This is a genomic window from Rubrivivax benzoatilyticus JA2 = ATCC BAA-35 (assembly GCF_000190375.1).
GTDB lineage: Bacteria > Pseudomonadota > Gammaproteobacteria > Burkholderiales > Burkholderiaceae_C > Rubrivivax > Rubrivivax benzoatilyticus.
In genome coordinates this window covers 1-22,580 of the sequence record NZ_AEWG01000029.1, presented here as the reverse complement: position 1 = coordinate 22,580, position 22,580 = coordinate 1, and the positions used below count along the sequence as shown (strand labels likewise).

General features: G+C 66.9%; 26 protein-coding genes and 3 tRNA genes. 12 read left to right on the top strand and 17 right to left on the bottom strand.

Features of this window, described 5'->3' with window-relative positions:
* Position 1 precedes the first annotated feature (1 nt).
* On the bottom strand, positions 2-376 hold the full coding sequence (gene apaG, locus RBXJA2T_RS03165; protein WP_009855871.1) for a Co2+/Mg2+ efflux facilitator ApaG/CorD: 375 nt from the start codon (positions 374-376) through the stop codon (positions 2-4).
* A gap of 34 nt (positions 377-410) precedes the next feature.
* Between apaG and rpe the strand changes: the two genes are divergently transcribed.
* On the top strand, positions 411-1,073 hold the full coding sequence (rpe, locus tag RBXJA2T_RS03160) for a ribulose-phosphate 3-epimerase (RefSeq protein ID WP_009855870.1): 663 nt from the start codon (positions 411-413) through the stop codon (positions 1,071-1,073).
* Between the two features lie 223 nt (positions 1,074-1,296).
* On the opposite strand, the gene RBXJA2T_RS03155 is transcribed toward rpe, so the two are convergent.
* The 4 genes from RBXJA2T_RS03155 to RBXJA2T_RS03140 form a co-directional block, all read right to left on the bottom strand.
* Complete coding sequence (locus RBXJA2T_RS03155; protein WP_009855869.1) at positions 1,297-1,662, bottom strand: toxin-antitoxin system HicB family antitoxin; 366 nt, start codon at positions 1,660-1,662, stop codon at positions 1,297-1,299.
* On the bottom strand, positions 1,659-1,892 hold the full coding sequence (locus RBXJA2T_RS03150) for a type II toxin-antitoxin system HicA family toxin (protein ID WP_009855868.1): 234 nt from the start codon (positions 1,890-1,892) through the stop codon (positions 1,659-1,661). Before RBXJA2T_RS03150 ends, RBXJA2T_RS03155 begins: the two co-directional genes overlap by 4 nt.
* Positions 1,893-2,396: 504 nt before the next feature.
* Positions 2,397-3,671 (bottom strand): hypothetical protein, encoded by a 1,275-nt coding sequence (locus tag RBXJA2T_RS20040; protein WP_138938769.1) that lies wholly within the window; start codon positions 3,669-3,671, stop codon positions 2,397-2,399.
* A gap of 145 nt (positions 3,672-3,816) precedes the next feature.
* Positions 3,817-4,275 (bottom strand): hypothetical protein, encoded by a 459-nt coding sequence (locus RBXJA2T_RS03140; RefSeq protein WP_138938768.1) that lies wholly within the window; start codon positions 4,273-4,275, stop codon positions 3,817-3,819.
* Positions 4,276-4,526: 251 nt separating this feature from the next.
* On the opposite strand from RBXJA2T_RS03140, the gene RBXJA2T_RS03135 reads away from it, so the two are divergent.
* A complete protein-coding gene (locus RBXJA2T_RS03135) occupies positions 4,527-5,546 on the top strand; it encodes an IS110 family RNA-guided transposase (protein ID WP_009855864.1) in 1,020 nt (339 codons plus the stop codon).
* 752 nt (positions 5,547-6,298) lie between these two features.
* Here the strand turns inward: RBXJA2T_RS03135 and RBXJA2T_RS20035 are convergent.
* The 11 genes from RBXJA2T_RS20035 to RBXJA2T_RS03100 form a co-directional block, all read right to left on the bottom strand.
* Positions 6,299-6,583 (bottom strand): hypothetical protein, encoded by a 285-nt coding sequence (locus tag RBXJA2T_RS20035; RefSeq protein WP_138938767.1) that lies wholly within the window; start codon positions 6,581-6,583, stop codon positions 6,299-6,301.
* Between the two features lie 137 nt (positions 6,584-6,720).
* On the bottom strand, positions 6,721-7,173 hold the full coding sequence (locus RBXJA2T_RS20030; RefSeq protein WP_138938766.1) for a hypothetical protein: 453 nt from the start codon (positions 7,171-7,173) through the stop codon (positions 6,721-6,723).
* A gap of 87 nt (positions 7,174-7,260) precedes the next feature.
* On the bottom strand, positions 7,261-7,761 hold the full coding sequence (locus RBXJA2T_RS19675; RefSeq protein WP_157998573.1) for a DUF4240 domain-containing protein: 501 nt from the start codon (positions 7,759-7,761) through the stop codon (positions 7,261-7,263).
* A gap of 114 nt (positions 7,762-7,875) precedes the next feature.
* Positions 7,876-8,301: a hypothetical protein gene (locus tag RBXJA2T_RS20025; RefSeq protein ID WP_138938765.1), complete on the bottom strand. Its 426-nt coding sequence runs from the start codon at positions 8,299-8,301 to the stop codon at positions 7,876-7,878.
* A 451-nt stretch (positions 8,302-8,752) separates the two neighbouring features.
* Positions 8,753-9,712 (bottom strand): branched-chain amino acid ABC transporter permease, encoded by a 960-nt coding sequence (locus tag RBXJA2T_RS03130; protein WP_009855863.1) that lies wholly within the window; start codon positions 9,710-9,712, stop codon positions 8,753-8,755.
* Entirely contained in the window at positions 9,712-10,596 is an 885-nt protein-coding gene (locus RBXJA2T_RS03125) for a branched-chain amino acid ABC transporter permease (RefSeq protein WP_009855862.1), read from the bottom strand. The genes RBXJA2T_RS03130 and RBXJA2T_RS03125 overlap by 1 nt, the downstream gene beginning before the upstream one ends.
* 15 nt (positions 10,597-10,611) lie before the next feature.
* Complete coding sequence (locus RBXJA2T_RS03120) at positions 10,612-11,820, bottom strand: ABC transporter substrate-binding protein (RefSeq protein WP_009855861.1); 1,209 nt, start codon at positions 11,818-11,820, stop codon at positions 10,612-10,614.
* A gap of 40 nt (positions 11,821-11,860) precedes the next feature.
* Positions 11,861-12,562, bottom strand: a complete 702-nt coding sequence (locus RBXJA2T_RS03115; protein WP_009855860.1) for an ABC transporter ATP-binding protein — start codon at positions 12,560-12,562, stop codon at positions 11,861-11,863.
* Complete coding sequence (locus RBXJA2T_RS03110) at positions 12,559-13,335, bottom strand: ABC transporter ATP-binding protein (RefSeq protein WP_009855859.1); 777 nt, start codon at positions 13,333-13,335, stop codon at positions 12,559-12,561. The genes RBXJA2T_RS03115 and RBXJA2T_RS03110 overlap by 4 nt, the downstream gene beginning before the upstream one ends.
* Entirely contained in the window at positions 13,332-14,099 is a 768-nt protein-coding gene (locus RBXJA2T_RS03105; protein ID WP_009855858.1) for an IclR family transcriptional regulator, read from the bottom strand. The genes RBXJA2T_RS03110 and RBXJA2T_RS03105 overlap by 4 nt, the downstream gene beginning before the upstream one ends.
* A 174-nt stretch (positions 14,100-14,273) precedes the next feature.
* Positions 14,274-14,711, bottom strand: coding sequence for an Lrp/AsnC family transcriptional regulator (locus tag RBXJA2T_RS03100; RefSeq protein WP_009855857.1), 438 nt, complete (start codon positions 14,709-14,711; stop codon positions 14,274-14,276).
* Between the two features lie 134 nt (positions 14,712-14,845).
* Here RBXJA2T_RS03100 and RBXJA2T_RS03095 point away from each other — a divergent pair, with 134 nt between their 5' ends.
* Both RBXJA2T_RS03095 and gph read left to right on the top strand, forming a co-directional pair.
* Complete coding sequence (locus tag RBXJA2T_RS03095; RefSeq protein ID WP_009855856.1) at positions 14,846-15,940, top strand: saccharopine dehydrogenase family protein; 1,095 nt, start codon at positions 14,846-14,848, stop codon at positions 15,938-15,940.
* A gap of 58 nt (positions 15,941-15,998) precedes the next feature.
* Positions 15,999-16,670 carry a phosphoglycolate phosphatase gene (gene gph / locus RBXJA2T_RS03090; protein WP_009855855.1) on the top strand — a complete coding sequence of 224 codons (672 nt, stop codon included), beginning with the start codon at positions 15,999-16,001 and terminating at the stop codon, positions 16,668-16,670.
* Here the strand turns inward: gph and RBXJA2T_RS03085 are convergent.
* Entirely contained in the window at positions 16,659-17,270 is a 612-nt protein-coding gene (locus RBXJA2T_RS03085; RefSeq protein ID WP_009855854.1) for a chalcone isomerase family protein, read from the bottom strand. The genes gph and RBXJA2T_RS03085 overlap by 12 nt on opposite strands.
* A 285-nt stretch (positions 17,271-17,555) precedes the next feature.
* Here RBXJA2T_RS03085 and trpE point away from each other — a divergent pair, with 285 nt between their 5' ends.
* The 8 genes from trpE (at position 17,556) to RBXJA2T_RS03045 (ending at position 22,524) form a co-directional block, all read left to right on the top strand.
* On the top strand, positions 17,556-19,031 hold the full coding sequence (trpE, locus tag RBXJA2T_RS03080) for an anthranilate synthase component I (RefSeq protein ID WP_009855853.1): 1,476 nt from the start codon (positions 17,556-17,558) through the stop codon (positions 19,029-19,031).
* A 2-nt stretch (positions 19,032-19,033) separates the two neighbouring features.
* Positions 19,034-19,624, top strand: a complete 591-nt coding sequence (locus tag RBXJA2T_RS03075) for an anthranilate synthase component II (RefSeq protein ID WP_009855852.1) — start codon at positions 19,034-19,036, stop codon at positions 19,622-19,624.
* A gap of 16 nt (positions 19,625-19,640) precedes the next feature.
* Complete coding sequence (trpD, locus tag RBXJA2T_RS03070) at positions 19,641-20,675, top strand: anthranilate phosphoribosyltransferase (protein WP_009855851.1); 1,035 nt, start codon at positions 19,641-19,643, stop codon at positions 20,673-20,675.
* A gap of 2 nt (positions 20,676-20,677) precedes the next feature.
* Positions 20,678-21,466, top strand: coding sequence for an indole-3-glycerol phosphate synthase TrpC (gene trpC, locus RBXJA2T_RS03065; protein ID WP_009855850.1), 789 nt, complete (start codon positions 20,678-20,680; stop codon positions 21,464-21,466).
* Positions 21,463-22,143, top strand: a complete 681-nt coding sequence (locus RBXJA2T_RS03060; protein ID WP_009855849.1) for a uracil-DNA glycosylase — start codon at positions 21,463-21,465, stop codon at positions 22,141-22,143. The genes trpC and RBXJA2T_RS03060 overlap by 4 nt, the downstream gene beginning before the upstream one ends.
* 24 nt (positions 22,144-22,167) lie before the next feature.
* Positions 22,168-22,253 (top strand) — tRNA-Tyr (locus RBXJA2T_RS03055).
* Between the two features lie 26 nt (positions 22,254-22,279).
* Positions 22,280-22,353 (top strand) — tRNA-Gly (locus RBXJA2T_RS03050).
* Between the two features lie 96 nt (positions 22,354-22,449).
* Positions 22,450-22,524: transfer RNA gene (locus RBXJA2T_RS03045), tRNA-Thr, on the top strand.
* Positions 22,525-22,580 lie beyond the last annotated feature (56 nt).

Sequence of the window (22,580 nt, the reverse complement as noted above, 5' to 3'; positions counted from 1 at the left end):
CTCAGTGCAGCTGGCTCGGCGACACGAGCGAGAACTCGGCCACCGGCGCGTCGAACGCGTGCGCGTCCTCGGTCATGCAGAAGAAGGTGCCGCTCATGCGGCCGACCGGCGTGGCGATCATCGTCCAGCTGGTGTACTCGAAGCTCTGGCCGGGGGCGATGACCGGCTGCTGGCCGACGACGGCCAGGCCGCGCACCTCCTCGACCTGGCCCTGGGCGTCGGTGACGATCCAGTGGCGCGCGACGAGCTGCGCGGCGATGTCGCCGGTGTTGCGGATGGTCACGGTGTACGCGAACGCGAACGGGCCGTCCGGCGGGTCCGAACGGTCCGCCAGATACTGCACGCGCACGCTGCAATCGAACCGGGGCTGGGCCATCGGGGCATTGTAGGCAGGCCCCTAGAATTTCCGGATGACCACGTACCGCATCGCTCCTTCGCTCCTGTCGGCCGATTTCGCCCGCCTGGGCGAGGAGGTCCGCAACGTCGTCGCCGCCGGCGCCGACTGGATCCACTTCGACGTGATGGACAACCATTACGTCCCGAACCTGACCTTCGGCCCGATGGTCTGCCAGGCGCTGCGCAAGCACACCGAGGCGCCGATCGACGTGCACCTGATGGTGCAGCCGGTGGACGCGCTGGCCACGGCCTTCGCCAAGGCCGGCGCGGATCTCGTGAGCTTCCACCCCGACGCCAGCACGCACGTCGACCGCACGCTGCAGCTGATCAAGGCCGAGGGCTGCCAGGCCGGCCTCGTGTTCAACCCCGCCGAGCCGCTGGACGTGCTGGAGTGGGTGATCGACAAGGTCGACCTGGTGCTGATCATGAGCGTCAACCCGGGCTTCGGCGGGCAGTCGTTCATCGACAGCGCGCTGAGGAAGATCGAGAAGGCGCGCCGGATCATCGACGCCTCGGGCCGCGACATCCGGCTGGAAGTCGATGGCGGCATCAAGGTCGACAACATCCGGCGCGTGGCCGATGCCGGCGCCGACACCTTCGTGGCCGGCAGCGCGATCTTCGGCCAGCCGGACTACGCGGCGGTCATCGCGGCGATGCGGGCGGAGCTGGCGCGCTGAGGTGCTTCTCGCGCGCCGCTGCTCGCTCAGCGGCGCGGATCTGATGGTGGGGAGTCCGCGGTACGCCCGCGTCGGCGCGAGAGCCGGCCGCCGGGGCGTGTCCCTGCGTTCATGTCCCCCGGGCGGGCTGCGCCCGCCCTCCTCCTGATACTTCACTCCGGGACACGCCCCGCCGGCCGGCTCGGAGGCGGGGAGGGGTGCGGAGAGTCGCGACGCGATGGGCTCAGCGCTTGGCCGAACCCTCCGCGCGGCCCAGGCCCTGCGCGATGAAGGCCAGAACCAGCGCGTTCAGCGAAACGCCCTCGGCGCGGGCGCGCGTGGCCAGTTGTGCGTGGACCGTCTTCGGCACGCGTGCGACGAACTTGCCCGACGCCACGCCGCCGCTGTTGGGCGCCGGCACCGGCAGCTGCCTGGCCTGCAGCGCCGCGATCGTCGCCCGCAGCGCGTCCCGGCCGTTGGCGATGGCGTCCTCGACGGTCTCGCCGTCGGCGATGCACTCGGCGAAGTCGGGGTACGAGATCAGGTAGCCGCCGCCCTCGGCCGGCGACAGCGGGCGGATCTCGAACGGGTAGTCTGCGAGCGGGGTCATGCCTCGCCTCCTTCGACGAGTTCGACGAACTTGCGGATGTAGACGGGCTTGAGCGGCCGGTGCGCCGGCACCGGCAGCGTCCGCCCGTCTTCGCGGATGAACACGCAGTGGCTGCCGCCGTCGTGCCGCCAGTCGATGCCGTGCTTGCGGGCGACGGTCTGCAGGTCGCCCAGCTGCCAGTCCAGCGGGTTGCGCCGCATCGACGCCAGGAGCTTGGCCGCCGTGTTCATTGCTGCATGGTACTACTGGTGAGATCGCCGTGCTGGCCGATCCAACTTGCCGTGCGCGTGCGCTGGTAGAAGGCTGTCGTGGCCATGGTCGACGAGAACGCTCGCATCCTCTGGGCGGTACTCGCCAAGGGCCAGCGCTGCGACCCCGACCGCGTCAGCAAACCCGGCGGCGCCGTCGCCGCAACCTGCTGACCCGGCCGGCCCCGAACTCAACGACTTCCTCCAGGCGTGCGGCAGAAGATGCATCACACAGGTCAGACCGGCGGCGGGCAAGCTCGACTAATCAAACCCGCGCCACAGGCGACGACGAAGAGGGAATGGAGGCCTGCCGAGCGGTTCATCTCTGGGCCCGCAGGGCCAAGCCGTGCAACAAGGCCGTCTGTAGATGTGCAGTCTGTTCTCTGTGCCGATGCAGCCTCGTGGCACACGCCATTACAGGAAGACGAATGACCGGAGCCATCATGCGTTGACTCGGCGGGAAGTCCCTGTAGAGGGTTAGGCCTCTCACGCGGGAAGTGCGAACTCTTCAAGGCCGTTTTCTCTGAGCAGCCGCTCAAATTCGTCTGCCGGCAGCTTATTCTTCCCCCTAAGTGTATTGAGAAGGGAGGTGAATTGGAAGCTGCCTGTGACCTGAGAATTCTTTGCTGCTCCTGCGATTATTCGGCGAACGTGATCTGGCTTGAAGTCGCCAGTGTGGACGAACATCTGCTTCGCCCATGCGTTCGCATCGTCAAACGATGCTGATTCAAGATAGATCGATATGAACTTGTCGGCGACTTCGCTAGGCATGTCCCAGAACATTGCCTGACTTAGTTCCTTCTTGGTCGCAACGGCTACCCGATGGCGTGCTTGCGTTTGCAGCGGCGTGTATTGAAGGTAGAACTCGAGGCTGTCAAGGTCGTCAGCAGGGAGGTCCGTGACATAGTTTTGGAGTCTCTGGCGCACATCTGCCTCAAGGTATTGCCAGCAGTCGACAACATACTGCAGAAAAGAGGTTGCGGACAAGAGCTCTTTATCCGGGACGGCACGGAACAAGTGCGACAGCCTTTCCGCGAGCGTGGCGGAGGCTGGCACAGGGTGCAGTTCTCGCACCGCAGTAAGCGCGGCAGTGAGGCGCATTCTGCGCTTGTAGTCGGGCTTGTCCTTGAGTAACGACTTCGTCAGTACTAGGACCAAGTTTCGGACGAGTGATTCTCGCGGTCTTCGGAGTGGTCCGGAAGCAAATGCGACTCGTGCGTCCTTCGCAGTTGATGGAAAGTACTCTGAATCGATTTCTTGGGTGAGGCGATCAAGCGCGTATTTCCCCTGCGCCGGAGGGTGCTGTAGTAAGTGCGTTACAGCAGAATGAAGATGAAGCCGAGCGAGTTCGGCTGATGGTGTATACGCCTTGTCGTCAGAAGTGAGGGACGGATGTGCGCAGCGATTTCGGTCTGCCTGGAGCCGCTCCAGATCAATGTACTCAAGTGGAGAGATAAGCTCGAACTTGTCCTTAGCGATATCGAGCAGCTCGCGCTCGAACTTCAGTGCCCGCGTGACATCGCCGGTTCGGCGAGTCGTATCGAGATCCTGAACGAACTTCTCTGCCTCCTTATCCCCAGCGAGCGATAGTTCGCGCAACTTCTCAATTACGTCGAAGCAGACAGCGATCCAGGTAGCGACGATCGCAGAACGGAATGCACCGGCACGATAGCTAGAGACGGCCTCTGAAATGTACAGGCGCGCTCGCTCGTCACGGCAGCGCAGCGTAAGCTCATCAAGGTCTTCAAGTGGTGACGCCAAGGAAGTGCTCCTAGAGAGGCCTAAAGTTTGCGCTAACCGGACCGTTGCGGTATGTGGCTAAAGGCCCACAATGAAATGGAGGGCCTTTAGCCACATGCCGCAATGGGTCCGGTTGAGCGAATGGTTAGGCCGCACCGCGCGTCGCCTACGGATAGATGCTATGGAGATGACGACGAATCGCATCATCTCGAGCAGTAAGGCGATCTGGATCTGCCGTGAATGCCTTGTCTTGGTCGATCACGAACGTCCTCACGCGGGAGTCTTGCTTGAGATAGCTCTCGACTTCCGCCAACCTAAGTTCCGCGTGCCAGTCCCACTTGTATTGAAGTAGAAGCACGTGAATCTCGTCGAACTTGGAGAACGGCTTGCTCTGTAGAATCCTGATGCAGTCATTCTGAGGCCCGCGGGTGGGGCAGAAAGCCGCGATCAAGTCGGCCTTTTTAACCTTGGCGCCTGCGCGGGCAAAGCGGTCTCGCACGTTGTCGATGAACTTGATGTCTCCGACATCGTCGTTAGAGCGGGATTCAACCAAAAACTTGCCATTTATTAGAGGATCAACGGGCGCATACAGCTTTGGGGAGAAGCGCTTCTTGCCAAATAGCATATGAATGTGACGACTCTTTCCCCATGCGCTGAATCCAGTGATGAGTATGGCGCGTTGAGTAGTCAACTTGAGTGCTCCCTGTGAGACGGCGACGACTCGCCGAGCGATTGCTGTGCGGCCTAACGAATGAAAGGGACATCCCCATAGCGTCCCACCCGCCCGAGGTTATCCCTCAGGCAAGGACGGCCGCCAGGTACGACGAAGGGGTTGCGCAATCTCATCCTCCACCCGGCTGACGCAAGGAGATGTCCATGACGATTCTGTTTCTCGGCATCGATCTGGCCAAGAACGTGTTTGCCCTGCACGGTGTCGACGAGCGCGGCAAACCTGCGCTGGTGCGTCCGGCCGTGCGTCGCGACCAGTTGCTCGAAGCGGTGGCCAAGCTGCCGCCGTGCACCATCGGCATGGAAGCCTGCTCGGGCGCGCACCACTGGGCGCGGCGCTTCCAGGACTTCGGCCACACGGTACGGCTGATGGCGCCCAAGTTCGTCGTGCCCTACCGCATGAGCGGGCGCCGCGGCAAGAACGACGCGGCCGATGCCGCCGCGATCTGCGAAGCGCTGCAGCAGCGCCCGGCGATGCGCTTCGTGCCGGTCGAGTCGACGCAGGCGCAGTCGCGCCTGGCGGTGCACACCGCGCGCCAAGGCTGGGTGAGCGCGCGCACGGCAGTCATCAACCGCCTGCGCGGCGTGCTCAGCGAGTTCGGCATCGTCCTTCCGCTCAAAGCCGCCACGGTGCGCAGCCGCGCCGGCGAGCAGATCGACACCGTGCCCGGCTGGGTGCAGACCGTGTGCCGCGACCTGCTGGCCGAACTGCAGCGCCTGGACGAGCGCGTGGCCGCGTACGACGAGCACATCCGGTTGATGGCCCAGGCCGACGACCGCGCCCGCGCTCTCATGGCCATGCCCGGCATCGGCCCGACCACCGCCAGCGCGCTGCTGGCGAGCATCGGCTACGGACACGACTTCGCCAACGGCCGCCAGCTCGCCGCCTGGATGGGCCTGGCGCCCGGCCAATACAGCTCGGGCGGCAAGAACCGGCTTGGGCGCATCACCAAGGCCGGCGACGCCTACCTGCGCACGCTGTTCATCATGGGAGCGCGCGCCGTGCTGGCCGCCGCAGCCAACAAGCACGACCGGCTGAGCCGCTGGGCCACCGCGCTGGCCGAGCGCCGCGGCTACTGGAAGGCCGTGGTCGCCATCGCCGCCAAGAACGTGCGCATGGCCTGGGCGATGCTCGCCAAGGGCGAAGAGTTCAAGCCCATGGCCTGAACACGAGCCCCGGCGTCCAAGCCAACCGCCAGCTTCATCGGAGAAAGGCGACCTCGAATCCGTTTCTGCCACCGCGTGACGCCTGCGTTGATGGATCAAGGTTGGACCTGCGCGGGGAGTGCTCGTTTAATTCAAGGCGGCGCCAGAGATGGCAACCGCGGCTAACGAATGGAGCCCCCGCGCGCGTCTTTCATCAGGGCCCGCAGCATCGAACGCTGCATCAAAGGCCGGTTGTAGTTGTGCAGTCCGCACCTTGGTTCTTTTGCCATCAGGAGGCGCAGTGGCAGCACACCGTCGAAGCGCCTTGATGAATCGATGCTCGATTCATCAAGGATTATGTTTGCTTGACAGGCGGGGATGCCCTTGTAGTTTGACGTGAGGGGCCGCCGTAGCGGCGAAGCCGCGAAGGGAACCCACAAGCGCAGCTTGTGGGCGGTCCCTCTCGACGGAAGTGTTAGCCACCTGGTTCGACATCAGGTTTTGCCTTGATCAGACTGCCAATCAGCGTAGGGGTGGCTGCCCCAATGTGAATAGCAAGGAGAGGGGTTACGCTGGTTCCCGAGTACAAATAGAAGGCGACGGCTCCACCCCCAAGGAGAACCATGCCGATTGTGACAATCCAATAGAACCACGAGCCTACCCACTTCGGTTTGCTCGAATGAAAGTCTTGCCTCAAGTTGTACAGAATATAGAACTCGGGCAATACACCGCCCAGTAACCCCCAGCCAAAACCCTGCAGTAGCGTCATTGGGTCAGCCATGGCGCACCTTATTAATAGCTCTCACTGCTGTCCAAACATCGCCCACTGCTGAAACCTTTTTCTTTAAGGCAAAGAGGGTCTCGCCGCTGGCGGTTTTGACCATTGATACTCGAACAACATCGGGGTTTTTTCGAAGAACCTCATCAACCTTCTTGGGCTCAAGATGTGTCTCTTTGGCGATTCCAGTGGCGGTTCTATATCGCCATTTTGGATTGTTTAGGGCCTGAAGAATCTTGGTCCTTCCCCCGTCAGGAGCTCCGCTAGATTTCTTTGCCATAGGGCGATCCTTGTAATGGCTAACGTTTGAGCTGAGGGGCGCGCGCAGGCATGGCGCTTGGCCCGCGCGATGGATGATATGAACAACCGTCGCGCGGGCCAGGTGCCATGCTGGAGCGCGTCCACTCGAGCGAAGGGTTAGGCCTCATTGGCGCGCAGTTCAGCAAGTGATGTTGAGCCTTCCGCGAGAGAACTCAACGCCAGGCCGAAGCGCCGAAGCTCCTCGTAGTTCGTCTTGATCTCGGCCGCAACTTTGAATTGGCTCTCAAGGCGCTCATCGGCTCGGCAGTCTGTAGCCAGTTGGACATGAACGCCGATGGTGCCGGTGCCGCCGATTGGATAGAACTTGAACCCGACATGCAATTGATCGATGGTGCTACCGCTTCGACTCCAGTAGCCACCACTGAGCTCAATGGGATGCTCTCTCTGCAACGGGTACGTTGTAGCAAGGCGCCTTCCGAATTCGGCAAGTTGCCTTGCATCGAACCATGCGGAACCTGTGCCGGAATACGATTTGTGTTGAAGCTCAACGAGTAGCTCGGCTGTGCCATCGGTGTCGTGTTGAATGCGCAGACGCAGAGCGGCGGTCATTTGTATGAGGCCTAACGTTTGACATGAGTCGCGTGGCCCGGCTTGCCGGGGCACGTCAGCTCGATGGAGGGGTTAGGCGTCATCGCGCTACCTTCGCAGGAAGCGGCTGGCCAACCTTGGAAACATTGCTGGCAGTTCAGCCTCCTCCCAGTTTTTGCCAGTCGGTGCGGCCAACTCGACATTGAAGTCGCGATCAAGTTCGCCTCCGCCCTTGCTTGCAAATGCCTTCAACGCGGCATAGCCAAAAGCCTCAAGCTCGAAGTAGTCTCCGCGCTGGGGAATCTGCGCCAATGAGTCTGGCGCTGTCAGAGCTTCTGTGAAAGTTGCCTGTCCTTCGGAGATCAGCCAGTCTCTAAAGTACTTGAAACCGTCGTCTGAACTGCCGCCATTCATGAGATAGGCTGCTCCCCAAAGTTCCCAGCTGTTTGCAAGGAGAAGGTAGCTCTCGTACCTACGCTGAAAGGCTTGTATGTCCGGCAGACTCAGTTCCTGAAGGAGCTCTTGAAGAACTGCAGGTCGGCTATTGATATCCGAACCGGCTCTGGCCTTGGCGCGTTCGACCAGACTCCAGAAAGCTTTCTCTTCCATGATTCTCCTTGGAGACGCAGACGCGAGTGATGAAGTGGCCCAGAAGATGGTCGCGGAAGCGACGAGCAGAAGGTGAGAGCGGCGTGCTGGATTCATGACGCCTAACGTTTGAGCTCAGCCGACGCCGAAGGCGGTCGGCTGCAGCGAGAGGTTAGAAGGCGTTTCGGCAACAACAAGCGGAGCTTCCTTGGTTAAGACAGACACGCACTCATCGCGGCCGACAACCAAGTACTCGCGTACCCAACCCTGGCGACCAGAGTAGAAGGCTGGACGGGAGAGTTCCAAGGTTTTCCAACCGTTTGTTGTGACCTCAAAGAGCCAGCCGTCTCGCAGGGAACACTGTGACCAAAACTCCGTTAAGTCCAGTTCATCCAACACGCGAAAACCGTACATCTGCGAGAACGTGACCTTCGCATCCCATTGAGTTGACGAGACCGAAATAACCAAACCATCACGCGAAAATCTCACCGAAGACACTTCGGTTGTCTCGTCTGATGCGAAGGGCGTGGAGACGACAGCGACGTTGGGTTGATCGATCACCAATTCAAGCCTTCTAACTTGTTGTATACGGCGCCTCAACGCCCTTTATCACACCCGACGCCCGCGTAACGGCTGCCCGCAGATTTGACGTAAGTTCATGTCGCACCTGAAGTTCTCGCTGCCGGACCACCCGCGCCACACACGTAAAAGCGACGCCCAAAACGGCGTCGGTTACAGACGATTCTGAGCCGCCAGGCCTAGCCCGCCAACCCTTCCGCCCGCCTTCGAGGGGAGGCCGGCCACGCCAAGCGAACAGACCCCGCCCCGCCCGCCTCGGACGTCGGGTGGCCGGTGGAGTGAAGTAAAGGAGGAGGGCGGGCGCAGCCCGCCCGGGGGACATGAACGGAACCGGCCACCCGGCGGCCGAGGCCCGCGCCGACGCGGGCGTGCCCGCTGTCGGCAAGCAACGCGGCCGAGATAACGAAGGGTCGAGGCGAGAACCGCCTCAGCTTCACCCCCCCGCCGCCGCCCGCTCCAATTTGCGCCGCTGCATCCACGCCAGCGCCTCCCCGACGAACCCGCGGCGGAAGGCGACGACGCAGGCGACGAAGATCGCGCCGATGATCACCGTCACCCAGGAGCCGACGCGGTCGGCCAGGAAGTTCTGCAGGCCGATGATCGTGAAGGCGCCGATCACCGGGCCGGCGAAGGTGCCCATGCCGCCCAGGAGCGTCATCAGCACCACCTCGCCCGACAGCGACCAGTGCGCGTCCGACAGCGTCGCGAACCCGAGCACCAGCGTCTTCAGCGCCCCGGCCAGCCCGGCGATCGCCGTGCTCAGCACGAAGGCCAGCAGCTTGTAGCGGTCGACCGCGTAGCCCAGCGACACGGCCCGCGGCTCGTTCTCGCGGATCGCCTTCAGCACCTGGCCGAACGGCGAGTGCACGATGCGGATGATGGCCGCGAACACCGCGACGAAGACCGCCAGCACGACGTAGTACATCACCCGGTCGTCGGCCAGCGGCAGCACGCCGAACAGCGTGCCGCGCGGCACGCCCTGCAGCCCGTCCTCGCCGCCGGTGAACGGCGCCTGCAGGAAGACGAAGTAGACCATCTGCGCCAGCGCCAGCGTCACCATCGCGAAGTAGATGCCCTGGCGGCGGATGGCGATCAGCCCGACCACGAGGCCCACGGCCGCGGCGATCAGCGTGCCGGCGACGATGCCCATCTCCGGCGACCAGCCGGCGCTGCGCACCAGCCAGCCGGTGGAATAGGCCGCCGCGGCGAAGTAGGCCGCATGGCCGAAGGACAGCAGCCCGGTGTAGCCCAGCAGCAGGTTGAAGGCGCAGGCGAAGATCGCGAAGCACAGCGCCTTCATCACGAAGATCGGGTAGATGCCCAGCCAGGGCGCCAGCAGCAGCGCCAGCAGGCCGAGGGCCCAGCCGAAACGGGCGAGACGGTCGCGGTCCATCACTTCTCCTTCCCGAACAGCCCGGCCGGCCGCAGCATCAGCACGATCGCCATGATCACGAAGACGACGATGTTCGAGGCCTCGGGGTAGAAGACCTTGGTCAGGCCCTCGACCACGCCCAGCACCAGCCCGGTGAGGATGGAGCCGAGGATCGAGCCCATGCCGCCGATCACGACGACCGCGAAGACGACGATGATCAGGTTGGCGCCCATCAGCGGCGTGATCTGGATGACCGGCGCGGCCAGCACGCCGGCCAGCGCCGCCAGCCCGGCGCCGGCGGCGTAGGTCAGCGCCACCATCGCCGGCACGTTGACGCCGAAGGCCTGCACCAGCGACGGGTTCTCGGTGCCGGCGCGCAGGTAAGAGCCCAGCCGCGTGCGCTCGATGACGAACCAGGTGCCGAAACACACCGTCAGCGAGGCGACGATGACCCAGGCGCGGTAGTTCGGCAGGATCATGAAGCCCAGGTCGGTGGCGCCCTGCAGCGCCTCGGGCACCGGGTAGCTCTGGCCCGACACGCCGTACTGGTCGCGCAGCACGCCTTCGGCGATCAGGGCCAGGCCGAAGGTCAGCAAGAGGCCGTAGATCGGGTCGACCTTGTACAGGCGCTTGAGCAGCGAACGTTCGATGACGATGCCCAGCGCGCCCACCACCAGCGGCGCCAGCACCAGCGCCGCCCAGTAGTTCAGGCCGAACTTCTCCAGCGACAGCCAGGCGACGTAGGCGCCCAGCATGTACAGCGCGCCGTGGGCGAAGTTGACGATCCCCAGCAGCCCGAAGATCACCGCCAGCCCCAGGCTGAGCATGGCGTAGAACGAGCCGTTCACCAGGCCGAGCATCAGCTGGCCGAGGAAGGCCTGCAGCGGGATGCCGAGGATTTCCATCGCGTCAGGCCGCCGTCACTTCCACAGGGCGCACTTGGACTCGGCCTTGGTCGTCCAGGCCTCCTCGCCCTTGAAGGTCTGCACGACGTTGTAGTAGTCCCAGGGCTCGACCGACTTGTCCGGTGCCTTCACCTGCATCAGGTACATGTCGTGCACCATGCGGCCGTCGCCCCGGATGAAGCCGTCCTTGGCGAAGATGTCGTTGACCCGGGTCTTGCGCATCTGCGCCAGCACCTTGTCGGCGTCGTCGGTGCCGGTGGCCTTGACGGCGGCGAGGTACTGCGTGGCGGCCGAGTAGTCGCCGGCCTGCAGCGACGACGGCATGCGCTTCATCTTCTCGAAGAAACGCCGGCCCCAGGCGCGCGTCTCGGCGTCGCGGTTCCAGTACCAGCTGTCGGTCAGGTACATGCCCTGGGTCGTCTTCAGGCCCAGCGAGTGGATGTCGTTGATGAAGACCAGCAGGCCGGCGAGCTTCATCGACTTGGTGATGCCGAACTCGTTGGCCGCCTTGATGGCGTTGATCGTGTCGCCGCCGGCGTTGGCCAGGCCCAGGATCTGCGCCTTGCTGGCCTGCGCCTGCAGCAGGAAGGACGAGAAGTCGGTGGCCGACAGCGGATGCTTGACCGAGCCGACGACGTTGCCGCCGGCGGCCTTGACCACCGCCGAGGTGTCGTTCTGCAGCTGTGCGCCGAAGGCGTAGTCGGCGGTCAGGAAGTACCAGCTTTTGCCGCCGGCCTTCACGACGGCGTTGCCGGTGCCCTTGGCCAGCGCGACGGTGTCGTAGGCCCAGTGCACGGTGTAGGCGTTGCACTGGTCGTTGGTCAGCGCCGAGGTCGCGGCGCCGACGGCGATGAAGGGCTTCTTCTTCTCGGCCGCCACCTTGGCCATCGCCAGGCTGGTGCCCGAGTTGGTGCCGCCGATCAGCAGGTCCAGGCCCTGGGTGTCGAACCACTCGCGCGCCTTGGCGGCGGCGACGTCGGCCTTGTTCTGGTGGTCGGCGAACACGACCTCGATCTTCTTGCCGGCGACGCTGCCGCCGGCGTCGGCGATGGCCATGCGGATGGCCTCGACGCCGCCGGCGCCGTCGATGTCGGAGTACAGCCCCGACATGTCGGTGATCAGGCCGATGCGGATCACGTCGCCCGAGATCTGGGCGTGGGCGCTGGTGCCGACAGCGGCCCCCAGCAGCAGCGAGCAGGCGGTGGCGATCTTGCCGAGTTTCATGCTTGTCTCCGTCGTGGTTGTGGGGCGGCCGCGGCCGCGTTCAGACACCGAGGATCTCGTGCAGGCGCTCGCGGCGCGCCGGCAGCTCGGCCTGGGTGAACTCCTGCGTCACCTGGCCGTGTTCCATCACCAGAAAGCGGTCGGCCAGCGGCGCCGCGAAACGGAAGTTCTGCTCGACCATCACGATCGTGTAGCCCTGCTTGCGCAGCGCAACGACCATCTCGGCGAGCTTGTGCACGATGACCGGGGCCAGGCCCTCGCTGATCTCGTCGAGCAGCAGCAGCCGCGCGCCGGTGCGCAGGATGCGCGCCACGGCCAGCATCTGCTGCTCGCCACCCGACAGGCGCGTGCCCTGGCTGGACGCACGTTCGCGCAGGTTGGGGAACATGGCGTAGATCTGCTCGACCGACATGCCGCCGGTGGCCAGCGTCGGCGGCAGCAGCAGGTTCTCCTCGGCCGACAGGCTGGAGAAGATGCCGCGCTCCTCGGGGCAGTAGCCGATGCCCAGGCGTGCGACGCGGTGCGTCGCCAGGGCGATGGCCTCGGTGCCGCGCACCTTGACCGAGCCGCGGCGGGCGCCGGTCAGGCCCATGATCGCGCGCAGCGTGCTCGTGCGGCCGGCGCCGTTGCGCCCCAGCAGCGTCACGACCTCGCCTTCGTCGACGTGGAAGTCGACGCCGTGCAGCACGTGCGACTCGCCGTACCAGGCGTGCAGGTCGCGCACCTCGAGGAAGCGGCTCATCCGTGCGCCCCCACCAGTTCGGCGTCGGCGCTGCCCATGTAGGCCTCGACGACCGCCGGGTTGCGCGAGACCTCGGCATACGGCCCTTCGGCCAGCGCCGCGCCGCGCTGCAGCACGGTGATCGTGTCGGCGATGCTGGAGACGACGCTCATGTTGTGCTCGACCATCAGGATCGTGCGGTCGGCCGAGACCTGCTTGATCAGCTGGCGCACGCGGTCGACGTCCTCCAGCCCCATGCCCTGCGTCGGTTCGTCCAGCAGCATCAGCTCGGGCTCCATCGCCAGCGTCGTCGCGATCTCCAGCGCACGTTTGCGGCCGTAGCTCAGCTCCACCGCCAGGTGGCCGGCGTACTCGCCCAGGTCGACGGCGCGCAGCAGCTCGCGCGCGCGCTCGTTCAGCCTGTGCAGCGAGCTCTCGGCGCGCCAGAAGTGGAACGAGGTGCCGAGCTTCCTCTGCAGCGCCACGCGCACGTTCTCCAGCACGGTGAGGTGCGGGAACACGGCCGAGATCTGGAACGAGCGGATGACGCCGCGGCGCGCGATGTGCGCCGGCGACTCGCCGGTGATGTCGTGGCCGTTGAAGACGATGCGCCCGCTGGTCGGGCGGATGAACTTCGTCAGCAGGTTGAAGCAGGTGGTCTTGCCGGCGCCGTTGGGGCCGATCAGCGCGTGGATGTGGCCGCGGCGCACACGCAGGTTGACCTTGTTGACCGCGACGAAGCCCTTGAACTCCTTCGTCAGGTCCTGCGTCTCGAGGATGTAGTCGGCGCTCATCGGGTGTCCTCGCGGGCGCCGAGTCGGCGCGAGAGCGTGCGCGCGGCCTGCGTCACGAGGCGCTGGTGGCGCTCGCGCTTGTCCGCGTCGACGGTGGCCTGGTTCAGGCAGACGGCGATGCCGGCCACCGGGCGGCCGGCGGCGTCGAGCACCGGCGCGGCGATCGAATAGACGCCGTCGCGCACATGGCCGTCGTCGACGGCGTAACCGCGTTCGCGCGTCTCGGCGAGTTCGGCGAGCAGGGCGTCGAGGTCGGTGGCGCCGGGCGGCACCAGTGCACGCACCTCGTCGGGCGGCAGCCAGGCCAGCATCGCCTTGCCGGTGCCGGCCACCCAGGCCGGCAGCCGCATGCCCAGGCTGAAGGCCAGGCCCAGCGGGCGCGCGCTGTTGCGCACGCCGACGTAGACGACGTCGGCGCCGTTGAGCACCGACAGGATCAGCGTCTCGTCGGGCGCCGGCGCCTCGCGCCACAAGGCGTCGAACTCGGCGGCGACGTGGGTGCTGGCGACGAAGGCCGCGGCCAGCGTCATCACGCCGGGGCCGATCTGCAGCGCGCCGTTGTCGACACGGCGCAGGTAGCCGCAGTCCAGCAGCGTGCCGCACAGGCCGTGCACGCTGCTGCGCGGCAGCTTCAGCGCCGCGGCCAGGCCGGCCATGCTCATCGGCCGGCGTTCGCGCGCCAGCAGGTCCAGCAGCGACACCGCACGCGCGACCGCCGGCACCCGGGCGGCGGGACGGTCGGTGATCGGCAGGCTGGTCGTCATCGTTGTTCGATGGGCTGAACGGGGTTCAGGGCGCTGAACGGCCGGGCCAGTCTAGGCAGCGTCAAACCCCCATGCGCGGCGCTTGCGGGAAAGCGTGGATGGGGATGTCCCGTCCCTGTGAAAGCGGGGCGGGGCCGACCCGGAGCGCGCCGTGACGGCGCGCGTCAGAACTGCTCAGGCGGTGCGGTCGACACGCAGCGCGAGCACGACCGAGGTCGTCGTCTTCGTGACGCCGTCGATCTCGCCGATCTCGTCGAGCAGCACGTCCAGGCGCGCGGTGGAGTCGGTGCGGATCAGCGCCAGATAGTCGAACTCGCCGCTGACCGAGCACAGCTGGCGCAGCTCGGGCAGCGCCGCCAGCCGGCGCGTGACGTCGCGTGCCGACTTGGGCTCGGTCGTGATGCCGACCCAGGCCTGCACGCCGCGTTCGGCTTCGTCCAGCCCCAGCCGCACCGTGTAGCCGACGATGACGCCGCTGCGTTCCAGCCGTTCCAGCCGGGCGATGACGGTGGTGCGCGCCACACCCAGCTTGCGTGCGAGCTCGGCCGTGCTCTCGCGGGCGTTGGCCTGCAGCAGGGCGATCAGGTCGCGGTCCATCTGGTCGCGGGGCATCGCTGCATTATGTCGATGCACGCCGACGGAACGTCGGTCAGTGCGGGTATTTCGTCGTTCTCGGCCTATCTTGTGTCAAGACGGCTTCCTAGACTGCGCCGCATCGCCACCCACCGCCCGGAAGGACCCGAACGATGCGCGTGACCTTGCTCGGAGCCGGCCACATCGGCCAGACCATCGCCCGCCTGCTGGCCACCAGCGGCGACTACCAGCTGACCGTCGTCGACCGCCAGCCCGAGCCGCTGGCGCTGCTGGACGGCCTGCCGCTGGCCACCCGCGTCGCCGACACCGCCGACGACCGCGTGCTGCTGGCGCTGCTGCGCGGCCAGGACGCGGTGATCAACGCGCTGCCCTACTACCTGGCGACCCGTGTCGCGACGCAGGCGCGCGAAGCCGGCTGCCATTACTTCGACCTCACCGAGGACGTCGCCGCGACGCGGGCGATCAAGGCGCTGGCCGAAGGTGCGGGCACGGCCTTCATGCCGCAGTGCGGCCTGGCGCCGGGTTTCATCGGCATCGTCGCGCACCATCTGGCGCAGAGCTTCCAGGAGCTGCACGAGCTGAAGATGCGGGTCGGCGCGCTGCCGGCCTTCCCGACCAACGCGCTGAAATACAACCTCACCTGGAGCGTCGACGGCCTGATCAACGAGTACTGCCACCCCTGCGAGGCGATCCGCGACGGCCGGCCGACCGAGGTGCTGGCGCTCGAAGGCCTGGAGCACTTCTCGCTGGACGGCACCGAGTACGAGGCCTTCAACACCTCCGGCGGCCTGGGCACGCTGTGCGAGACCTGGGCCGGCCGCGTGCGCACGCTGGACTACAAGAGCGTGCGCTACCCCGGCCACCGCGCGCTGATGAAGCTGCTGCTGGAGGAACTGCTGCTCAAGCACGACCAGGGCACGCTGAAGGACATCCTGCGGCGTGCGATCCCGAGCACGATGCAGGACGTGGTGCTGGTCTTCGTCACCGCCAGCGGCCTGCGTGACGGCGCGCTGGTGCAGGAGGTCTTCGCCCGCAAGATCTTCGCCGAGCGCGCGCCGGCGCACCCGAGCTCGGCGATCCAGATCACGACCGCCGCCGGCATCTGCGCCGCGGTCGACCTGTTCCGCGAAGGCCGGCTGCCGCAGCGCGGCTTCGTGCGCCAGGAGCAGGTGCCGCTGCCGGACTTCCTGGCCAACCGTTTCGGCCGCGCGTACCAGCAGTCGCGCCAGGTCGAGAGCATCGGCTGACGGGGGCCGGTGCCGGCCGGCACGGCAGAATGCGGCCCCTTCGTCACACGGGGCCCGCATGGATCTCTCGCACTGGGGCGGCTTCGACGCCGCCATCGTCGACCTCGACGGCACGCTGGTCGACACCGTCGGCGACTTCGAACTCGCGCTCGGCGCTGCCTTGCGCGACCTGGGCTATGCGCCGGTGTCGCGGGCCTTCATCTCGCGCACCGTCGGCAAGGGCACCGAGCACCTGATCCGCCGCACGCTGGCCGAAGCCGGCGCACCCGAGGCGCTGTACGAGACGGCCAACGAGCGCTACCGCGAGCACTACCTGCGCATCAACGGCCAGGCGTCGACCGTCTATCCCGGTGCCGCCGAAGGCGTGGCGGCGCTGAAGGCGCGCGGCCTGAAGCTGGCCTGCGTGACCAACAAGCCGGCGGCCTTCGCGAAGCCGCTGCTCATCGCCAAGGGGTTGTCGGCTTCGTTCGACATCACCTACGGCGGCGACGCCTTCGAGCGCAAGAAGCCCGACCCGCTGCCGCTGCTGAAGGCCTGCGAGGCGCTGGGCACGACGCCGGCGCGCACGCTGATGATCGGCGACTCGCAGAACGACGCCCAGGCCGCGCGTGCCGCCGGCTGCCCGGTGGTGCTGGTGCGCTACGGCTACAACCACGGCGAGCCGGTCGAGGCCGCCGGGGCCGACGCGGTCGTCGACCGCATCGACGAGCTGCAGTCGCTACTGGCGTGAACCGGCGGGCCGCGGCTCGCGGCCCAGCAGCGCGTCCTTCAGTGCCGCGTCGGCGGGCCGCGGGCCCAGCCAGATGCTCAGCAGCGAGGTGAAGAACTCGGGCTCGCGGATCGGCTCGCCCGCGGCCTTGCCGTTGACGATCACCGTCGTGCCGACGCCGGGCACGTAGTCGACGCTGAAGTGGTCGCCGGCCAGCAGCTTCTTGCGCGCCGAGAAGATGTCGGCCATGCGCAGCGTGCCGGGGATCGACTGCACCCAGTGCTGCCGCGGCGCGTTGTCTTCCATGCCGCGTGTGAACAGGCGGCCGAGCTCGTTGGCGTCGATGTCGCGCAGCATCACCACGTGGATGCGCTTGGGGCCGGGCATCGCCAGCGCGGCGTCGGCGCTGTCGGCGCGCTGCGGCAGGTACAGCCCGGCGGTGTAGACCTTGAAGACCAGCTTGTAGCGCACGCCGGCGCCGTTCAGCGCCAGGCTGCTGCCGCCGACGCTGGCCGCGGCGGGATACGCGACGCCCGCCGGCTCCGCGGCCGGTTGCCCGTGCGCAGCGTGGGACAGCAGCAGCGTGGCCGCCACGGAGGCCAGCAGGGCGCGGAGGTGCATGGCGTCGGAGGATGAACAGGTTGCAGGAAACACCAGTCTCGCATCGCGCAGGCCGCGCGGCGGTCGCGCCGGTTACACTCGGCGTGCTCATGTTCACGGCCCACGCATCCACCGAAGGTTCCCGCGACCGGGGGGCTTGGCCCTGGCGCCGCTCTCGCTAGCCTCGCCTGACCGCGCGTCAGGCCACGCCGCGAAGCGCTGACATCCCCGTCGGCGCCGCTTCCGCAAGACAGTGCAGTGCCCGAGCCACGACGCGCCGGGCGACTGCCGCGAGAGGGCCCAGAAGTGATCACTGAACTCGAATTCAAGAGCCTGGCCGAGCAGGGCTACAACCGCATCCCGCTCATCGCCGAGGCCTTCGCCGACCTCGAGACCCCGCTGTCGCTGTACCTGAAGCTGGCTGGCGGCCAGCGCAACAGCTTCCTGCTCGAGTCCGTCGTCGGCGGCGAACGTTTCGGCCGCTATTCCTTCATCGGTCTGCCGGCGCACACGCTGCTGCGTTCGACCGGCTGGGTGACCGAGGTCGTCAGCGACGGCGCCGTCGTCGAGACCCACGACGGCAACCCGCTGGACTTCGTCGAGGCCTACCAGAAGCGCTTCAAGGTCGCGCTGCCGCCGGGGCTGCCGCGTTTCTGCGGCGGGCTGGCGGGTTACTTCGGCTACGACGCGGTGCGCTACATCGAGCCTCGCCTGGCCAAGACCGAGAAGCCGGGCGGCCTGGACACGCCCGACATCCTGCTGCTGCAGACCGAGGAGGTCGCGGTCATCGACAACCTGTCGGGCCGGCTCTACCTCATCGTCTGGGCCGACCCGGCGGCGCCCGAAGCCTATTTCCGCGGCAAGAAGCGCCTGGCCGAGCTGACCGACCGGCTGCGTTATTCGGTCACCGCGCCGCAGGTCAAGCGCGGCCCGAGCTACGCCGTCGAGCGCGAGACGCCGCGTGAGCAGCTGGAAGACGCGGTGCGCCGCTGCAAGGAGTACATCGCCGCCGGCGACTGCATGCAGGTCGTCATCGGCCAGCGGCTGAAGAAGCGCTACACCGAGAGCCCGCTGTCGCTGTACCGCGCGCTGCGTTCGCTGAACCCGTCGCCGTACATGTACTACTACGACATGGGCGACTTCCAGATCGTCGGCGCCAGCCCCGAGATCCTGGTGCGCCAGGAGACGACGCCCGAAGGTCGCAAGGTGACGATCCGCCCGCTGGCCGGCACGCGGCCGCGCGGCGCGACGCCCGAACGCGACGCGGCGATGGCCGCCGAGCTGGCCGCCGACCCGAAGGAACGCGCCGAGCACCTGATGCTGATCGACCTGGCGCGCAACGACATCGGCCGCATCGCGCAGACCGGCAGCGTCAAGGTCACCGAGGCCTTCGCGATCGAGCGCTACTCGCACGTGATGCACATCGTCAGCAACGTCGAGGGCCTGCTGAAGGACGGTGCGACGAGCCTGGACGTGTTCCGCGCCAGCTTCCCGGCCGGCACGCTGAGCGGCGCCCCCAAGATCCGGGCGATGGAGATCATCGACGAGCTGGAGCCCGTCAAGCGCGGCATCTACGGCGGCGCCTGCGGCTACCTCAGCTTCGCCGGCGACATGGACCTGGCGATCGCCATCCGCACCGGCATCGTCCAGCACAACACGCTGTACGTGCAGGCCGCAGCCGGCGTCGTCGCCGACTCGGTGCCCGAGCTGGAGTGGAAGGAGACCGAGGCCAAGGCCCGGGCGCTCATCCGCGCGGCGGAACTCGTGGAAGAGGGGTTCTGATCATGCTGCTGATGATCGACAACTACGACAGCTTCACCTTCAACCTGGTGCAGTACTTCGGCGAGCTCGGCGAGAACGTGCACGTGGTGCGCAACGACGAGATCGACGTCGCCGGCATCGCGGCGCTGAAGCCCGACCGTCTGGTGCTGTCGCCGGGGCCGTGTTCGCCGGCCGAGGCCGGCGTCTGCATCGAGGCCATTCGCCACTTCACGGGCAAGCTGCCGCTGCTGGGTGTCTGCCTGGGCCACCAGTCGATCGGCGCCGCGCTCGGCGGCAAGGTCATCCGCGCCAAGGTGCAGATGCACGGCAAGGCCAGCGAGATCACGACCGACGGCCGCGGCGTCTACGCCGGGCTGCCCGAGCGTTTCTCGGTCATCCGCTACCACTCGCTGGCGATCGAGCGCGAGACGCTGCCGGCCGAGCTGGAGGTCACGTCCTGGACCGAGGACGGCGAGATCATGGGCGTGCGCCATCGCGAGCTGGCCGGCGGCCCGGCGCCGCTGGAAGGCGTGCAGTTCCACCCCGAGTCCATCCTCAGCGAACACGGTCACGCGATGCTGAAGAACTTCCTGCAGATGGGCGCCGCGCGCTGAAGAGGGAGCACGAGACATGCCGATCACGAACACCGAGGCGCTGACCCGCGTCATCGAGCACCGCGAGATCTTCCACGACGAGATGCTGGACCTGATGCGCCGCATCATGAGCGGCGAGATGTCGCCGGTGATGATCGCGGCGCTCGCCGTCGGGCTGCGCGTCAAGAAGGAGAGCATCGGCGAGATCGCCGCCGCCGCCCAGGTGATGCGCGAGTTCGCGACCCCGGTGCCGCTGGCCGACCGCCGCGGCCTCGTCGACATCGTCGGCACCGGCGGGGACGGCTCGCACACCTTCAACATCTCGACCGCGTCTACCTTCGTCGCCGCCGCGGCCGGCGCGCGTGTCGCCAAGCACGGCGGACGCAGCGTGTCGTCCACCTCGGGCTCGGCCGACGTGATGGAGGCGCTGGGCGCGCACCTGAACCTGTCGCCCGAGCAGGTCGCCGCCTGCCTGGAGGAGACCGGCATCGGCTTCATGTTCGCGCCGAACCACCACGCGGCGATGAGACACGCCGCGCCGGTGCGCAAGGAACTGGGCGTGCGCACGATCTTCAACATCCTCGGCCCGCTGACCAACCCGGCCGGCGCGCCCAACCAGCTGCTCGGCGTCTTCCACCCCGACCTGGTCGGTATCCAGGTGCGGGTGCTGCAGCGGCTGGGCAGCGAGCACGCGCTGGTCGTCTACGGCACCTGCGGCATGGACGAAATCTCGCTGTCCGGCGAAACAATGGTCGGCGAACTGAAGGACGGCGAGGTGCGCGAGTACGTCGTGCATCCCAGCGACTTCGGCCTGCCGGTCTACGACGCGCGTGTGCTGCGTGTCGCCAACCGCGAGGAGTCGGTCGGCTGCATCCGCCGTGTGCTGGCCAACGAAGACGGCCCGCAGCGCGACATCGTGCTGCTGAACGCGGGTGCGGCGCTGTACTGCGCCGGTGTCGCCGGCACGATCGCCGACGGCGTGCGCCGTGCGCGCGAAGCCGTGGCCTCGGGCGCCGCGGCGGCCAAGCTGGCCCAGTACGTCGAGGTCAGCCAGCGCTACAAGGCCGCCTGACGATGGACGACATCCTCCAGCGCATCGTCGCCGTCAAGCACGAGGAGATCGCCGAAGCCCGCCGCGCGCGCAGCCTGCAGGACTGGCGTGCCGCGGCCGAGGCGGCTGATCCGGTGCGCGGCTTTGCCGCCGCGTTGCGCCGCCGCGTCGAGGCTGGCCACGCTGCCGTCATCGCCGAGGTCAAGAAAGCCAGCCCGAGCAAGGGCGTGCTGCGCGACCCGTTCGTGCCGGCGGAGATCGCCGCGTCGTACGAGCGCCACGGCGCCGCCTGCCTGAGCGTGCTGACCGACCGCCGGTTCTTCCAGGGCGGCGTCGAGGCGCTGCAGGCCGCGCGCGCGGCCTGCGCACTGCCGGTGCTGCGCAAGGACTTCATCGTCGACGAGGTCCAGGTCTTCGAGGCGAGGGCGATGGGTGCCGACGCGATCCTGCTGATCGCCGCCTGCCTGGAAGACGGCCGCATGCGCGACCTCGAGGCTTGCGCGATGTCGCTCGGGCTGGACGTGCTGGTCGAGGTGCACGACGGCGCCGAGCTCGATCGCGCGCTGCGCCTGGCGACGCCGCTGGTCGGCATCAACAACCGCAACCTGCGCAGCTTCGAGGTCACGCTGGACACGACGCTGGGGCTGCTGCCGCGTGTGCCGGCCGACCGGTTGCTGGTCACCGAGTCCGGCATCCTGGGCCCCGACGACGTGCGCCGCATGCGCGCGGCCGGCGTCGGCGCCTTCCTCGTCGGCGAGGCTTTCATGCGTGCCGGCGACCCTGGCGCCGCGCTGGCGAGCCTGTTCGCATGACGGCCGACGAACTGCCGGCGGCGTTCGCGACGCTGCCGCCGGCCTGGCGCGCCGTGCTGCCCGGCTGGACGCCGGCGGCCGAGGCGGCGGTCGTCGAGCGCGTGCGCGCCGTGTCGGGCGCGCGCGAGATCGGTCCGCCGGATCCGTTCCGGGCCCTTCGCCTCGTGTCGCCCGAGGCGGCGCGTGTCGTCATCCTCGGTCAGGACCCGTACCCGCGGCCGGGCCATGCGGACGGCATGGCGTTCTCGGCCGGCCATGGCAAACCCCACTCGTTGCGTCGGATATTCGACGTGCTGGCCAGCGACCGCCCGGCCTGGCAGCGACCGGCGGACTGGTGCCTGGACCCGTGGGCGGTGCAGGGCGTGCTGCTGCTGAACCCGGTGCTGACCGTCGAGATCGGCGCTGCCGGCAGCCACATGAGTTGTGGTTGGCAGGTGCTCACATCCGAAATCATCTCGGTGCTGTGTCGCCGCGCGGAGCCGCCGGCCTTCCTGCTGTGGGGCAAGCCGGCGAACGCCTTCTTCGATGCCGCCTGCCCGCCCGGCTGCACGCCGCCGGTCTGGCGCACGCGCCACCCCTCGCACGACTTCAAACGCGAGTTCATGGCCGACGGCAGTCACTTCGCCGCCACGGCCGATCGTGTCGACTGGTGGGGAGGGGCTGGTATTTCCCGCTGACCGTGCTACACTAGTTGGCTCTCCGGAGGGGTGCCCGAGTGGCTAAAGGGGGCAGACTGTAAATCTGTTGGCTTACGCCTACGCTGGTTCGAATCCAGCCTCCTCCACCAGAGAGACACGCTTGACGGTTGTGCCCGCGGGAGTAGTTCAATGGCAGAACCTTAGCCTTCCAAGCTAATGACGCGGGTTCGATTCCCGTCTCCCGCTCCAGGAAGGTTTTCAGGGTTCGTCGAGTGTCCCGCGCCGTCGTTACGGGTCTGCCGGTCCATCTGGTTGGCAGTGCCGGTCGTCAGACCCGTAACGATTGCCCATGTGGCTCAGTGGTAGAGCACTCCCTTGGTAAGGGAGAGGTCGCGCGTTCGATCCGCGCCATGGGCACCACGACTTGCTAACAATCGACTCGACACGATTGAGTCTCTCAGCCAGGAGCACCTGAC